A 12,510-nucleotide genomic window follows, 5' to 3' on the forward strand; every position below is an offset into this window, starting at 1 on the left:
CGACCCCGTCGAGTGGGTTGAAAGCCTGTGTCGTCACTTGAGCACCTCTGCTATCTCGTCGTGGTGGATCCGCCGGCCCGTGTAGAAGGGCACTTCCTCGCGGACATGGCGGCGTGCTTCCGTCTCCCGGAGGTACCGCATGAGGTCCACGAGGTCCACGAGTTCGGGAGCCTCGAGTGCCAGGATCCATTCGTAGTCATTGAGGGCGAAGGATGAGACCGTGTTGGAGATCACCTGGGGGTACTTGCGGCCCTTCATGCCGTGGTCCGTCAGCATCTCGCGGCGCTCCTCGGTGGGGAGGATGTACCACTCGTAGGACCGGACGAACGGGTACACGCAGACCCATTCGGCCGGCGCCACCCCGCGGGAGAAGGCCGGACTGTGGGACTTCGAGAACTCGGCGTCGCGGTGGACCCCCATCGCCGACCACACCATGGAGGTCCCGGCGAACGTCCCGGTGCGGCGGAGCCTGCGGATCGCGGCCTGCAGCGCCTCGGGACGGGGGCCGTGCAGCCAGACCAGGATGTCGGCGTCGGCGCGCATGGCCGAGACGTCGTAGAAACCGCGGAGCACCACGCCGTCCTCCTCGAAGGAGGCGAGGACCTCCTCGAGGGGGGTGCCGGAATCCGTCGTCGCGGTTCCCCGCCGGAAGACAGTCCAGAGTGTGTAGAACAGCTCACCGGGGGCGTCGGCGCCCTCCCCGGTCTGCTGTGGAGCGTGGGCGGGCCTGCTACCGGTTAGCTCAGTCATGGTACTAGTTTGCCCCCTGCCGGGAGACGATCCGAAATCCTCTTCTTCTACACGCGGTAGAAGCGAGGAATGTCACATCGGGGCGTCGGGAGCGGCCGCATCGAGGGCGTCGGCGAGCACGCCGGCGCGCGCCTTGGCATCGTCGATCACGGCGACGAGGCCCGTCCCGGCGAGCCAGCCGCCCGTGACGGCGAGGGATTCCGACTGGTCGGCGACGAGCGCACGGATGCGTGCCACGCGCTCCCGGTGACCCACGGAGGCGTGGGGCAGGGCACCGGCCCAGCGCACCACGTCCCAGTCGAGCACATCCGCCTCCTGCATCGGGACGCCGAGCAGGGACGAGGCGTCGGCGAGCGCGTGGCGGTAGAGGGCATCGTCCGGCGTGGCCAGTCCGACATCGGCCGGGGTGTCCCCCACGCGTCCGTAGGACAGCCGGAGCACGTGCGAGCCGGGTCCGGCCTGGTCGCGCAGCCACGCCCACTTGGCGGTCGCGTGCGTCAGCGCCTTGGCGGCGACTCCCTCCACGCCGCGGGCCACCAGCACGCCGGTGCCGCGCGGGCGGGCGTCGAGTTCGGGGACGTCGACGATCAGCGTGACCAGGGCGACGCCCGGCACCGGGTCCGGCCGCTCGCCGGCCACCGCAGGGATGGCCGGACCGAGGAGGTCGACGGCGGCACGGCCCTCGGTCGCGACGAGGACGCCGTCGGCCGGGATCCGTCGCGCAAGGATCGAGTGTTCCGTCGTCACGGTCCACGCCGCGCCCGAGCGGGTGATCGCCGTGACCTGCTCGCCGGTGCGCAGGTCGGCGCCGGCAGCGACGAGTTCCGCCACGAGGGCGTCGCGGAGCTGCGCGATGCCTCCGGCGAGACCGCCGACCGCGGCACCGGCCGGCGCCGCCTGCCGCAGGGCTCCGGCCGCCGCTCCCAGGGAGCCGAGGCGACCCATGGTGGCGCGCAGCCCGGGTGCCACGGAGTCGACGTCGAGGTCGTCGGGGTCCGCCGAGAACACGCCGCCGGCAACGGGGGCCACGAGGCGGGTGAGGACCTCATCTCCCATCCGGGTGCGGACGAGCTCACCGAGGCTGACCCTGGTGCGGGTCGCGAGCGGGCCCACCGGCAGCACCCTGTCGAGGGCTGCCCGGAGGGCGCCGGCCCGGCCGATCACCGCGGTGACGGAGGGATCCGACGGATCCGCGGGAATGCCGAGCACCCCGGAGCTGGGGAGCGGCTGCGCCGAGGCCGCGAGGTCCTTGCCGGGGAGCTGCACCCAGGCGCCGGTCGCGTCGGGGGCCACGATGCGGTCGCCCAGCCCGAGTTCCTCGGCGAGCGAGGGCACGGTGGCGGAGCGGGTGGAGAAGGATTCGGCACCGCTGTCCAGTTGGAGACCGCCGAGCACGCGTCCGTCCACGGTCCCTCCGAAACGGCCGGACCGCTCGAGCAGGGTGACGTGGAAGCCCCGCTGCAGGAGCGTGCGGGCGCCCACGAGGCCGGCCATGCCCCCGCCGATCACGACGACGGTCCGGCGCCGCGGGACCCGCTCCTGCGCCATCGGGTCCCCGTGCGGCCCGGCAGCCCCGTCGCGGTCCCCGCGCCTCGTCATGCCTACGGCTCCACGGAGTGGACGAGCTCGACGACGCGCGTCAGGACGTCCGGGTCCGTCTCCGGCGGGACCCCGTGCCCGAGATTCACCACGTGGCCCGGAGCCGACGAACCGGCCTCGAGCACGTCGCGGACGTGCTGCTCCAGGACGGGCCAGGGTGCGGGGAGCAGGGCCGGGTCGATGTTGCCCTGGAGGGGGACGGTCCCGCCGAGCCGACGGCCGGCCTCGTCGAGGGGCAGGCGGTAGTCGACACCGATGACGTCCACTCCCACCTCGTGCATGGCGACGAGCAGCTCCGAGGTCCCGGTGCCGAAGTGGATCAGGGGTGCCCCGAGGCCGCGGACGTGGTCCAGGGCGCGGCGCGACGCCGGTGCGACGGAACGACGGTAGTCGGCGAGCCCCAGCGAGCCCGCCCACGAGTCGAACAGCTGCGCTGCGCTCGCACCGGCCTCCAGCTGGGCGCGGAGGAACATGCCCGAGGCATCCGCGGCCCACTCCGTCAGCGCTCGCCACGTGTCCGGGTCGGAGTGCATCATGGTGCGCGGACCGAGGTGGTCGCGTGACGGCCGGCCCTCCACCATGTAGGCGGCCAGGGTGAAGGGGGCACCCGCGAATCCGATGAGCGGTGTGGAGCCGAGCTGGGCGACGGTGAGGGCGACGGCCTGCCGGATGGGCTCGAGCGCCTCGTCGGTCAGCCGGGGCAGGGCCGCCACGTCGGCTGCGGACCGGATGGGCTTGCCGAGGACGGGACCGACACCGGGGACGATGTCCACGTCGACCCCGGCCAGCTTGAGCGGGATCACGATGTCCGAGAAGAAGATGCCGGCGTCGACGTCGTGCCGGCGGACGGGCTGGAGGGTGATCTCGGACGCCATCTCCGGGTCCAGACAGGACTCGAGCATGTTCGTGCCCTCCCGCAGCGCACGGTACTCGGGCAGGGACCGTCCCGCCTGGCGCATGAACCACACGGGCCGGCGGTGCGGAGTCAGCCCGCGATACGCGGAGATGAGGGCCGAGCCGGACGTGCGTCCGTCGACCAGCGGGTGCGATGCTCCAAGGTCCATACCGCAGATTCTGCCGAAGATCCCGGCCGATGGTTAACCGGGCCGCCGGGCGCCGGGCCGGGCGTGGGCAACATCACCTGCTCGTGGAGGGACACGATCCCGCAGGATTCCGCGGTTTGCAAGCGCCGGTAAGGATCACCTATTCAGGGAACGGGGGTCGTTCTCGGTATGATTGAGGGGCTGTGGTACTTCTTTCACTTGTAGCGACACACTCGAACGTCGACCTGGAAACCGTTGCCCGACTGAGCGTCGGGGCGCCCCAGGTCCCCTCCGTCGCGCTCGCCGACGACAGGTCGGTGTCGGGCGCCGTGGTCCTCGCCACCTGCAACCGGTTCGAGATCTACGCGGAGGCCCCGTCGGAGGACGACGTGGAGGCCGCACGGTCCGCGATCGTCTCCACCATCAGCGAGTACTCCGGGATTCCCGAGAAGTCGGTGTCCGCCTCCTTCGAGACGCACACGGGCCAGGACGTCGCAGAACACCTGTTCGCCGTCGGCGCCGGGTTGGACTCCGCCGTGATCGGGGAACGCGAGATCGCCGGACAGGTCCGGCGCGCACTCACCGAGGCCCAGGGCTCGGGAGCGGCCAGCGGCGGACTGGTACGCCTCTTCCAGGCGGCGTCGAAGACCGCGAAGGAGGTCGGGGCACAGACCGCGCTCGGCAGCCGCGGGCGTTCGATCGTCTCCGTCGCCCTCGAACTGGCGGGCGACATCTCCGACGACGCCGACTGGTCCGGCAAGGCCGTGGTGCTGTTCGGCACCGGCGCCTACGCGGGGGCCACGATGGCCGCGCTCAAGGATCGGGGCTGCACCGACATCTCCGTCTTCTCGTCCTCGGGACGCGCGGACGCGTTCGTGGCCACACGCGGCGGGACGGCCGTCGCGGCCGCGGACCTGCCGGGTGCCATGCGCCGGGCGGACGTGGTCATCGGGTGCAGCGGCAGTGACGCACGCATCGACGCCGCCGACATCGAACGGGTCCGCGAGGGCAGCAACCGCCCGCTCGTGGTCATCGACCTGGCGCTGAGCCACGACTTCGATCCCGCCGTCGGCACCCTCGACGACGTCGAGCTCATCACCCTCGAGTCCGTGCGCGCAGCTGCACCGGAGGAGCAGGCCGACGCCCTCGCGCAGGCCGGCGACCTCGTGCGCGAGGCCGCGCGGTCCTTCGAGGAGCAGCAGAACACCCGGGCGATGAACGCCGCGATCGTCGCGCTGCGGCAGCACACCCAGGCCGTGCTCGACTCCGAGATGGAACGCGTGAGGGCGCAGCACGGCTGCACCGCGGCTGCCGAGGAGGTCGAGTTCGCCCTGCGGCGCATGGTCCGCCAGCTTCTGCACGTACCGACCGTCCGTGCCCGCGAACTCGCCGCCGAGGGACGCCAGGACGACTACACCGCCGCGCTGGAGGCCCTGTACGGGATCGACGTCGCGCCCGCCGCCCCGAAGGCGCCCGCCGCCCCGGCGACCGCCGAGGGAGCCACCGCGTCCGCCGCCGTGGTCCCGGCCGCCCGGCTGCACCACTCGCATGCCGACGGCGCCGTGTGCCCGGTGGACCACGAGCGGCCCGCCCGCAGCGCCTAGTCCCCTGCCGCTGTCGGCGGACGCCCGGGACGGGCACCTGATCCGTGGCCTAGTACGTCAGCTTCGCAGGTTCGATCCTGCGGACCCACTCGATGATCCCGCCGTCCACCGACCGCGCGTCCGGGTGCCCCTGCGCCCGGAGGAAGCGCACGACGTCGGCCGACCGGACGCCCGACTTGCAGTGGACGTAGACGGTCCGGCCGGTGTCCACGGAGGCGTCACCGTCGAGGATCGTGTCCTTCGGGACCAGCACCGCGCCGTCGATGTGAACGATGGCGTACTCCTCCGGGGTACGGACGTCGAGCAGCTCGAAATCGGCCGTGCCCGCGGACCGCTCGGCGAGGAGCCGCGCGAGTTCGTCCACGGTGATCGTCGGGACCCGGTCCTCGCCGCCGGGACCGTCCGGTGCGGCGGTCGGACCGGCAGGCGGCAACCCGCAGAACTGCTCGTAGTCGATCAGTTCGGTGATGGGCGCCGCCGTCGGGTCGGGACGCACGCGCACCTCCCGCCAGCTCATGTCCAGCGCGTCGAACACCAGCACCCTGCCGAGGAGGGTGGTGCCCACCCCCGTGATGAGCTTGATCGCCTCGTTGACCATCACGGAGCCGATTTGCGCGCAGAGCACGCCCAGCACGCCTCCCTCCGCGCAGGACGGCACGGATCCCGGCGGCGGCGCCTCGGGATAGAGATCGCGGTAGGTGGGTCCGTGATCCTGCCAGAACACGCTGACCTGCCCGTCGAACCGGAGGATGGAACCCCACACGTAGGGCTTGCCGAGGATCGCGGCGGCGTCGTTCACGAGGTACCGGGTGGCGAAGTTGTCCGTGCCGTCGACGATGACGTCATAACCGGCGAACAGGGTCAGGGCGTTGGACCGGTCGAGCCGTTCCCGGTGCAGGACCACGCCGACCAGCGGATTCAGCGCCAGGATGCTGTCGCGCGCCGATTCGGCCTTCGACCGTCCGATGTCGGGCATCGAGTGGATCACCTGGCGCTGCAGGTTCGAGAGCTCGACGTCGTCGTCGTCCACGATGCCGAGCGTCCCCACCCCCGCCGCAGCCAGGTAGAGCAGCGCGGGCGAGCCGAGACCACCGGCCCCGATCACGAGCACGCGCGCATTCTTGAGGCGCAGCTGCGCGTCGGGCCCGAATCCGGGGATGATCAGGTGCCGGGAGTAGCGGGAGCTCTCCTCCTGCGTCAGGCTCCCGGTCGCGTCGACGAGCGGAGGCAGTCCCGCCGCCCCTCCCTGCCATCGCTCCAATGGCTCGGGGATCGGTTCCGCCGTCGGCGCAGCGGCGCCGGACACGGGTGCGGGAACGGGCGGCGACGACGGGGAAGCGGTCATGCCCAAGGGTATTCCGCTTCCTCGCGCACCGGCCAGCGACCGGCGTGCGGGGACGGGGACGGCCCGCGACCCGGAACGGGTGGACCGGGAGACCGGTGGGTAAACTGGGCGGACGTCCACCGACCGCTGAACCGAGGATCGCCCTACGTGAGTGCAGAACCGACCGCCTCAGGAAAGTCCCTCCGGCTGCCGCGGGACGAACGCCGCCGGCAGCTCCTGGCAGCGGCGCAGGAGGTCTTCGTGGGGAGCGGCTACCACGGCGCGGCGATGGACGACATCGCCGTCGCGGCCAAGGTCAGCAAGCCGGTGCTCTACCAGCACTTCCCGGGCAAGCGCGACCTCTACCTGGCCCTGCTCGACAGCCACCTCGCCGAGCTGACGCAGCTGCTCGTCGATGCCCTGCGCTCCACGGACGACAACAAGCTCCGCGTCCACGCGACCATGCGTGCCTACTTCCAGTTCATCGCGCAGGACAGCAGGGCGCACCGCCTCGTCTTCGAGTCGGACATCAGCAACGAGCCCGACGTGAGCAGCCGGCTCGAGGCTTTCAACGCGCAATTCGCCAACGACATCGCCGGTGTGATCGCGGGTGACACCCAGCTCTCCCTGGTGGAGGCGACGCTGCTGGGCCGCGGCCTGGCGGGGATGGCGCAGATCAGCGCCAGATATTGGCTGGAGACCGACGGCAGCCTCGACATCGATGCCGCCGCGGAGCTGATCTACCGTTTAGCTTGGCGCGGAATCAGCCGCTTCCCCAAGGAAATCTAGAGTAGGTTTCGGTACGAATCACAGGTTCACTACACAGGAGGCATGCGCCGTGGAAGTCAAGATCGGTATCCAGAACGTCAACCGGGAGATCATCCTCGATTCCGCCGAGAGCGCCGACGCGATCGCGGAGCTCGTGGCCGCGGCGATGAGCGGCGGTACCGAACTGCGCCTCAAGGATTCCAAGGGCCGTCAGGTGATCGTTCCGACGTCGGTCCTCGGCTATGTCGAGATCGGCGCCGAGGAGACCCGCCGCGTGGGCTTCGGCGCGCTCTAGTACCGGGCGGACAGCAGGACGCGGACGAGGACCCGCGGGCGACGCCGGAAGGCGTGGCCCGCGGGTCCTTCTGTGAGGGGCGCCGGACTACGCGGTGAGTCCGAGTGCGCTCATGCGCCGCGAGTGGTTGCGGGTGAGCTGCGCGAAGAGGGCCGTGGTGTGCTGCGCGTGGTCGGGTTCGGCGGCGAAGAGCAGTCCCGCCAGGTACTCACGCTCGATACCGACGCGCTGCGCCTGCGTGAGGGCTTCCCCGACGAGCCTGCGCCCCCAGAGCGCGAGGCGCGAGGCGAGGCGCGGATCGTCGGAGAGCGCCTCCTTCAGGCGCCGCTGCAGGTGGGCGGCGCCTTCGCCCGAGTCGATGGCGCCGATGAGTTCGCGGGTGGCCGGGTCGAGGCTGTCGGCCAGGGCCCGGTAGAAGTCGCCGGAGAAGGCGTCGATGACGTAGGCCTTCATGAGCGACTCGTACCAGTCGCCGGGCCGCGTGCGCTCGTGGAACGCATCGATGGATGCCTGGAACGGGGTCATGGCGTCCTCGACGGACACGCCCCGCCGGCCCAGGAAGGCCGTCACCGACTCGAAGTGCTCGAACTCCCGGACCGCGAGCCGACCGAGGCTCGCACGGTCCGCGAGGCTGGGCGAGAAGCGGGCGTCCGACGACAACCGCTCGAAGCCCGAGAGTTCCCCGTAGGCGATGACACCGAGCAGGTCTGTGACGAAGCGGGCGTAGCGGGGGTCGGAGAAGGCGTCGGGCGCGGGGCCGCCCGCTGCCGGCCGGACGACGGCGTCCGGCCCGTCGGACGCCGTCGGAGGCTCCGGGCGCGTCGTGCGCACCGCCGAAGGGGCCGGCGACACGGCACGGTCCTGCCCGGTCGTGGAAAGGGCCGTGCGGTCGGTGGAGCCGTTGTTCATTCTGCTAAGAGTACGCAATCGCAGGGGTGGGGCAACCCGCCCTACGGCGCCCGGCACCTGTTGCGGAACGGCGACGCCGCCTAGGCTCGTCCCAGTCCGGACGGCGGGATCCCGCTGCTGTGCGGTTCCCGATGCTCCGGCGCACAACCGGATGGAAGGCAGGCACCCGTGGACTTCTCCGCCGTCCTCGAACTCTCGGGCCGCACGGCCACCGGGCTGCAGGTGCCCGAGCAGGTCCTGGCCGCGCTCGGCGGGGGCAGGCGTCCCCCGGTGCGCGTCACGATCGGGACCTACACGTACCGCACCACCGTCGGGTCGATGGACGGGCGCCCCATGATCCCGGTCAGCGCGGAGCACCGCACGGCAGCCGGCATCGAGGCCGGCCGGACGGTGACCGTGGGGCTGGACCTCGACACCGAGGAGCGCACCGTGGACGTCCCCGAGGATCTCGCCGTCGCGCTGTCCGACGATCCGGCGCTGGTCCACGCGTTCGATGCGCTGTCCGTGAGCCGCAGGAAGGCCCTGGTGCTGCCCATCGTCCAGGCGAGGGGCGCGGACACGCGCCGACGCCGTGTGCTCAAGGCCGTGGACTCCCTCCGCCCGCCGCCTTCCTGACGGCGCGGACACGTTCACGACATCCGCCCTGCCCGATGTCGTGAACGTGCACTACCGTAAGGCGTGTGCCAGCACAGCATATGGACCTCAGGGACCGCGAGTCCCAGCAACGGCTCACCGAGTCGCTGCGGTCCCTCCGCGAGGAACTCGACATCCGTGAGGATTTCCCGGAGGACGTGCTCCGCGAGGCGGCCGGGGCCGTAGCGGCCTCCCGCCTGCCGGACGCCGACCTGCGAGACCTGCCCTTCCTCACCATCGACCCGCCCGGCTCCACCGACCTCGACCAGGCCGTCCACCTGGCGCGCAGTGCCGGGTCCGGCAGGTCGGACGATCCCGGGCAGGGACCCGACGCGGGCTACGAGGTCTGGTACGCCATCGCCGACGTACCGCTCTTCGTCCGGGCCGGGGGCGCGGTCGACGCAGAGGCGAGGCTCCGCGGCCAGACCCTGTACGCGCCCGACGGACGGATCTCCCTGCACCCGGAGACCATCTCCGAGGACGCCGCGAGCCTCCTTCCCGACCAGGACCGCCCTGCCTTCGTGTGGCACTTCGACCTCGACGCCGGGGCCGTCGTCCGGTCCGTCACCGTCCGCCGAGCCACGGTGCGCAGCCGCCGCCAGCTCACCTACGCCGAAGTCCAGGCGGCGATCGACGCGGGCACCGCGGACGAGCAGCTCCTCCTCCTCCGCGAGATCGGGCTCCGGCGCATCCAGCAGGAACTGGACCGCGGTGGGGCGAGCCTCAACCTGCCGCGCCAGGAGATCACGCACGACGGCGAGAGCTACGCCATCATCACCGAGCCGTCCCTTCCGTGCGAGGACTGGAACGCGCAGATCTCGCTCATGACGGGCATGGCCGCGGCCCGCATGATGATCGACGGCGGCATCGGCATCCTGCGCACCATGCCCGAGCCCGACGACGGCGCACTCGGCAAGTTCCGCCGCCAGTCGGAGGCACTCGAGCACCCCTGGCCCCCGGACATGCCGTACGGCGCCTTCCTGCGCACGCTCGACGTCGCCGACCCGCGGCAGCTCGCCCTGATGCACGCCGCGGCCTCGCTCTTCCGCGGCGCCGGCTACACCGCGTTCGACGGCGCGGTACCCGACGCCGTCGTGCAGTCGGCCATCGCGGCGCCCTACGCGCACACCACCGCCCCCCTGCGCCGCCTCGTGGACCGCTTCGTGCTCGTCACGTGCGCAGCGCTGTGCGCCGGCGAGGAGGTCCCGGAGTGGGTGCGTGCCGCCCTCCCCGACCTCAATGCGCTGATGGCGTCCTCGAACCAGACGGCCTCGCGGCTCGATTCCGGGGCGATGGACGCCGTGCAGGCGGCGCTGCTGAGCAACCGCATCGGCGAGGCCTTCTCCGCCGTCGTCCTGCAGGGCTCCCCGCCCGCCGTCGAGGACGCGCCCGGCCGGCAGGCCCCGCGCCTGTCCGGCACGGTGCAGGTCACCGAACCCCCGCTGGAGGCGAAGTGCTACGGCGAACTCGTGGCGGGAGAGCGCGTCACCGTGGTCCTGCTCGAAGCGGACATCGTCCGGCGGCGTCTCCGCTTCGAGGTCAAACCGACGGACGCGCCCCAGCGGGACCTGCGATGAGGCCCCGCACGGACCGGCAGGGTAGGCTGAGGGTGTAGTAATGGATGCCCGGTCGTTATCAATCCGTCGATAACCCGCAGTACCTACTCGATCCCGAGTTTTCCCGCGGGCGCAGGTCTCCCTCCGCAGCCCGCACGCAGTTGCAAGCCCGCGATCGGCTTCCACTGGACGCCCCGCGCCCGCCGATACGCTCCGCACAGGATGGATCCATCCCGGCGTCGAGCCTCGGCGGCCGCTCGGCCTGAATGAACGGTAGAACGTGCACAACACGAACGCAGACAACACCCCGGCCACGGACACGCACCACCTCGTCGCCGACAACTCCTCCGACGCCATCGACGTCGAGGAGACCCTGGTCACCACGGAGGAGCCGCACGCGGCCGTCGCCGAGACCTTCGCGGACTTCAACGTCCGCCCCGACATCGTCGAGTCCCTGAGCGACGCCGGCATCACCCACCCCTTCCCCATCCAGGCGATGACGCTCTCGATCGCCCTCGGCGGCCACGACATCATCGGCCAGGCGAAGACCGGCACGGGCAAGACCCTCGGCTTCGGCATCCCCGCGATCCAGCGCGTCGTCGGTCCCGACGACGCCGGATACGAGAAGCTCCCCGTCCCGGGCGCCCCGCAGGCCCTCGTCGTGGTGCCGACGCGAGAGCTCGCCGTCCAGGTGGCGAACGACCTCACGACGGCGGCGAAGAAGCGCAACGCGCGCATCGTCACCATCTACGGCGGCCGCGCGTACGAGCCCCAGATCGAGGCCATCAAGAAGGGCGTCGAGATCGTCGTCGGGACACCGGGCCGCCTGATCGACCTGTACCGGCAGAAACTGCTGGTGCTCAAGAACGTCAAGATCGTGGTGCTCGACGAGGCCGACGAGATGCTGGACCTCGGCTTCCTGCCCGACGTCGAGACCCTGATCGCCGCGACCCCTCCCGTGCGCCAGACCCTCCTGTTCTCGGCCACGATGCCCGGCCCCGTCATCGCGATGGCCCGCCGCTACATGACGCAGCCCACGCACATCCGCGCCGCGGATCCCGAGGACGAGGGCATCACCAAGAAGGACATCCGCCAGGTCATCTACCGGGCGCACAACCTGGACAAGGCCGAGGTGGTGGCCCGCATCCTGCAGGCCCGGGGCCGCGGCCGCGCCATCATCTTCTGCAAGACCAAGCGCACGGCGGCGAAGCTCTCCGAGGAACTGATCGACCGCGGTTTCGCGGCCGGCGCGATCCACGGCGACCTGGGCCAGGGTGCCCGCGAGCAGGCACTGCGTGCCTTCCGCGGCGACAAGATCGACGTGCTCGTGGCCACGGAGGTCGCCGCGCGCGGCATCGACGTCGAGGACATCACGCACGTCATCAACTACCAGTGCCCCGAGGACGAGAAGGCCTACCTGCACCGCGTGGGCCGCACGGGCCGCGCCGGAAAGAAGGGCACCGCGGTCACCTTCGTCGACTGGGACGACGTCCCCCGCTGGGGCCTCATCAACAAGGCCCTCGGCCTCGACACGCCGGAGCCCGTGGAGACCTACTCCTCGTCGCCGCATCTCTACACCGATCTCGACATCCCCGAGGGCACCAAGGGGCGCCTGCCCCGCAAGGACCGCAAGCTCGCCGGCATCAACGCGGAGGTCCTGGAGGACCTGGGCGAGACCGGCAAGCGCGGCGGCGGTGCACGCCCCGACAGTGCCGGGGGCGACGGCGGACGCGGGCGTTCCGGCGGACGCGGCGGCCAGCGCCGCGACGGTGGGACGGCCGGCGACTCCGCCGACGGCCCGCGCAGCCCACGCAGCCGTGGTCGGGGCGGTAGCCGTTCCGCGGACGCACCTGCTGCACCGGCGGCATCGGCACCCACGGGTGACGCCGTCGAGTCCGGCGGACACCGCCGTCGTCCCGGCTCCGACGCCGAGGTTCCCGCGGGCGATCGGCAGCGCCGCAGCCGCACGCGCCGGCGCAACGGCGAGGTCGTCGCGAAGCCGGCCGGCGGCGCAGAGGACTAGCCCTCG

The 12,510-nt window shown here is 71.6% G+C and carries 11 protein-coding genes; 6 read left to right on the plus strand and 5 right to left on the minus strand.

Features of this window, described 5'->3' with window-relative positions; all coding sequences use genetic code 11:
• Positions 1-33: 33 nt before the first annotated feature.
• The 3 genes from hemQ to hemE form a co-directional block, all read right to left on the minus strand.
• A complete protein-coding gene (gene hemQ / locus ACX80L_RS14500) occupies positions 34-750 on the minus strand; it encodes a hydrogen peroxide-dependent heme synthase (protein WP_459290477.1) in 717 nt (238 codons plus the stop codon).
• A gap of 72 nt (positions 751-822) precedes the next feature.
• The gene (gene hemG / locus ACX80L_RS14505) at positions 823-2,349 is read right to left on the minus strand and encodes a protoporphyrinogen oxidase (protein WP_459290479.1); all 1,527 of its coding nucleotides are present in this window, start codon (positions 2,347-2,349) and stop codon (positions 823-825) included.
• A gap of 2 nt (positions 2,350-2,351) precedes the next feature.
• Complete coding sequence (gene hemE / locus ACX80L_RS14510; protein ID WP_133080972.1) at positions 2,352-3,413, minus strand: uroporphyrinogen decarboxylase; 1,062 nt, start codon at positions 3,411-3,413, stop codon at positions 2,352-2,354.
• Between the two features lie 182 nt (positions 3,414-3,595).
• Here hemE and ACX80L_RS14515 point away from each other — a divergent pair, with 182 nt between their 5' ends.
• Positions 3,596-4,996 (plus strand): glutamyl-tRNA reductase, encoded by a 1,401-nt coding sequence (locus ACX80L_RS14515; protein ID WP_459290481.1) that lies wholly within the window; start codon positions 3,596-3,598, stop codon positions 4,994-4,996.
• Between the two features lie 49 nt (positions 4,997-5,045).
• Here the strand turns inward: ACX80L_RS14515 and moeB are convergent, their stop codons facing one another.
• A complete protein-coding gene (moeB, locus tag ACX80L_RS14520) occupies positions 5,046-6,341 on the minus strand; it encodes a molybdopterin-synthase adenylyltransferase MoeB (RefSeq protein ID WP_459290483.1) in 1,296 nt (431 codons plus the stop codon).
• A 147-nt stretch (positions 6,342-6,488) separates the two neighbouring features.
• On the opposite strand from moeB, the gene ACX80L_RS14525 reads away from it, so the two are divergent.
• Both ACX80L_RS14525 and ACX80L_RS14530 read left to right on the plus strand, forming a co-directional pair.
• Complete coding sequence (locus ACX80L_RS14525; RefSeq protein WP_244186268.1) at positions 6,489-7,109, plus strand: TetR/AcrR family transcriptional regulator; 621 nt, start codon at positions 6,489-6,491, stop codon at positions 7,107-7,109.
• A 49-nt stretch (positions 7,110-7,158) separates the two neighbouring features.
• The gene (locus ACX80L_RS14530) at positions 7,159-7,383 is read left to right on the plus strand and encodes a DUF3107 domain-containing protein (protein WP_133080975.1); all 225 of its coding nucleotides are present in this window, start codon (positions 7,159-7,161) and stop codon (positions 7,381-7,383) included.
• An 87-nt stretch (positions 7,384-7,470) separates the two neighbouring features.
• Here ACX80L_RS14530 and ACX80L_RS14535 read toward each other — a convergent pair whose 3' ends face one another.
• On the minus strand, positions 7,471-8,292 hold the full coding sequence (locus ACX80L_RS14535; RefSeq protein WP_459290485.1) for a ferritin-like fold-containing protein: 822 nt from the start codon (positions 8,290-8,292) through the stop codon (positions 7,471-7,473).
• Positions 8,293-8,460: 168 nt separating this feature from the next.
• Here ACX80L_RS14535 and ACX80L_RS14540 point away from each other — a divergent pair, with 168 nt between their 5' ends.
• The 3 genes from ACX80L_RS14540 to ACX80L_RS14550 all read left to right on the plus strand — a co-directional run bounded on the left by ACX80L_RS14540 (position 8,461) and on the right by ACX80L_RS14550 (position 12,504).
• Positions 8,461-8,907, plus strand: coding sequence for a YdeI/OmpD-associated family protein (locus ACX80L_RS14540; RefSeq protein WP_459267052.1), 447 nt, complete (start codon positions 8,461-8,463; stop codon positions 8,905-8,907).
• Between the two features lie 65 nt (positions 8,908-8,972).
• The gene (locus ACX80L_RS14545) at positions 8,973-10,502 is read left to right on the plus strand and encodes an RNB domain-containing ribonuclease (RefSeq protein WP_459290487.1); all 1,530 of its coding nucleotides are present in this window, start codon (positions 8,973-8,975) and stop codon (positions 10,500-10,502) included.
• Between the two features lie 259 nt (positions 10,503-10,761).
• Positions 10,762-12,504 carry a DEAD/DEAH box helicase gene (locus ACX80L_RS14550; protein ID WP_459290489.1) on the plus strand — a complete coding sequence of 581 codons (1,743 nt, stop codon included), beginning with the start codon at positions 10,762-10,764 and terminating at the stop codon, positions 12,502-12,504.
• Positions 12,505-12,510 lie beyond the last annotated feature (6 nt).

Source organism: Arthrobacter sp. MDT1-48-3 (genome assembly GCF_054511015.1).

Bases quoted from the DNA above. Each gene is read 5' to 3' on its own strand.
- hemQ (WP_459290477.1), bottom strand. From the start codon at position 750: ATGACTGAGCTAACCGGTAGCAGGCCCGCCCACGCTCCACAGCAGACC.
- ACX80L_RS14535 (WP_459290485.1), bottom strand. From the start codon at position 8,292: ATGAACAACGGCTCCACCGACCGCACGGCCCTTTCCACGACCGGGCAG.
- moeB (WP_459290483.1), bottom strand. From the start codon at position 6,341: ATGACCGCTTCCCCGTCGTCGCCGCCCGTTCCCGCACCCGTGTCCGGC.
- hemG (WP_459290479.1), bottom strand. From the start codon at position 2,349: ATGACGAGGCGCGGGGACCGCGACGGGGCTGCCGGGCCGCACGGGGAC.
- hemE (WP_133080972.1), bottom strand. From the start codon at position 3,413: ATGGACCTTGGAGCATCGCACCCGCTGGTCGACGGACGCACGTCCGGC.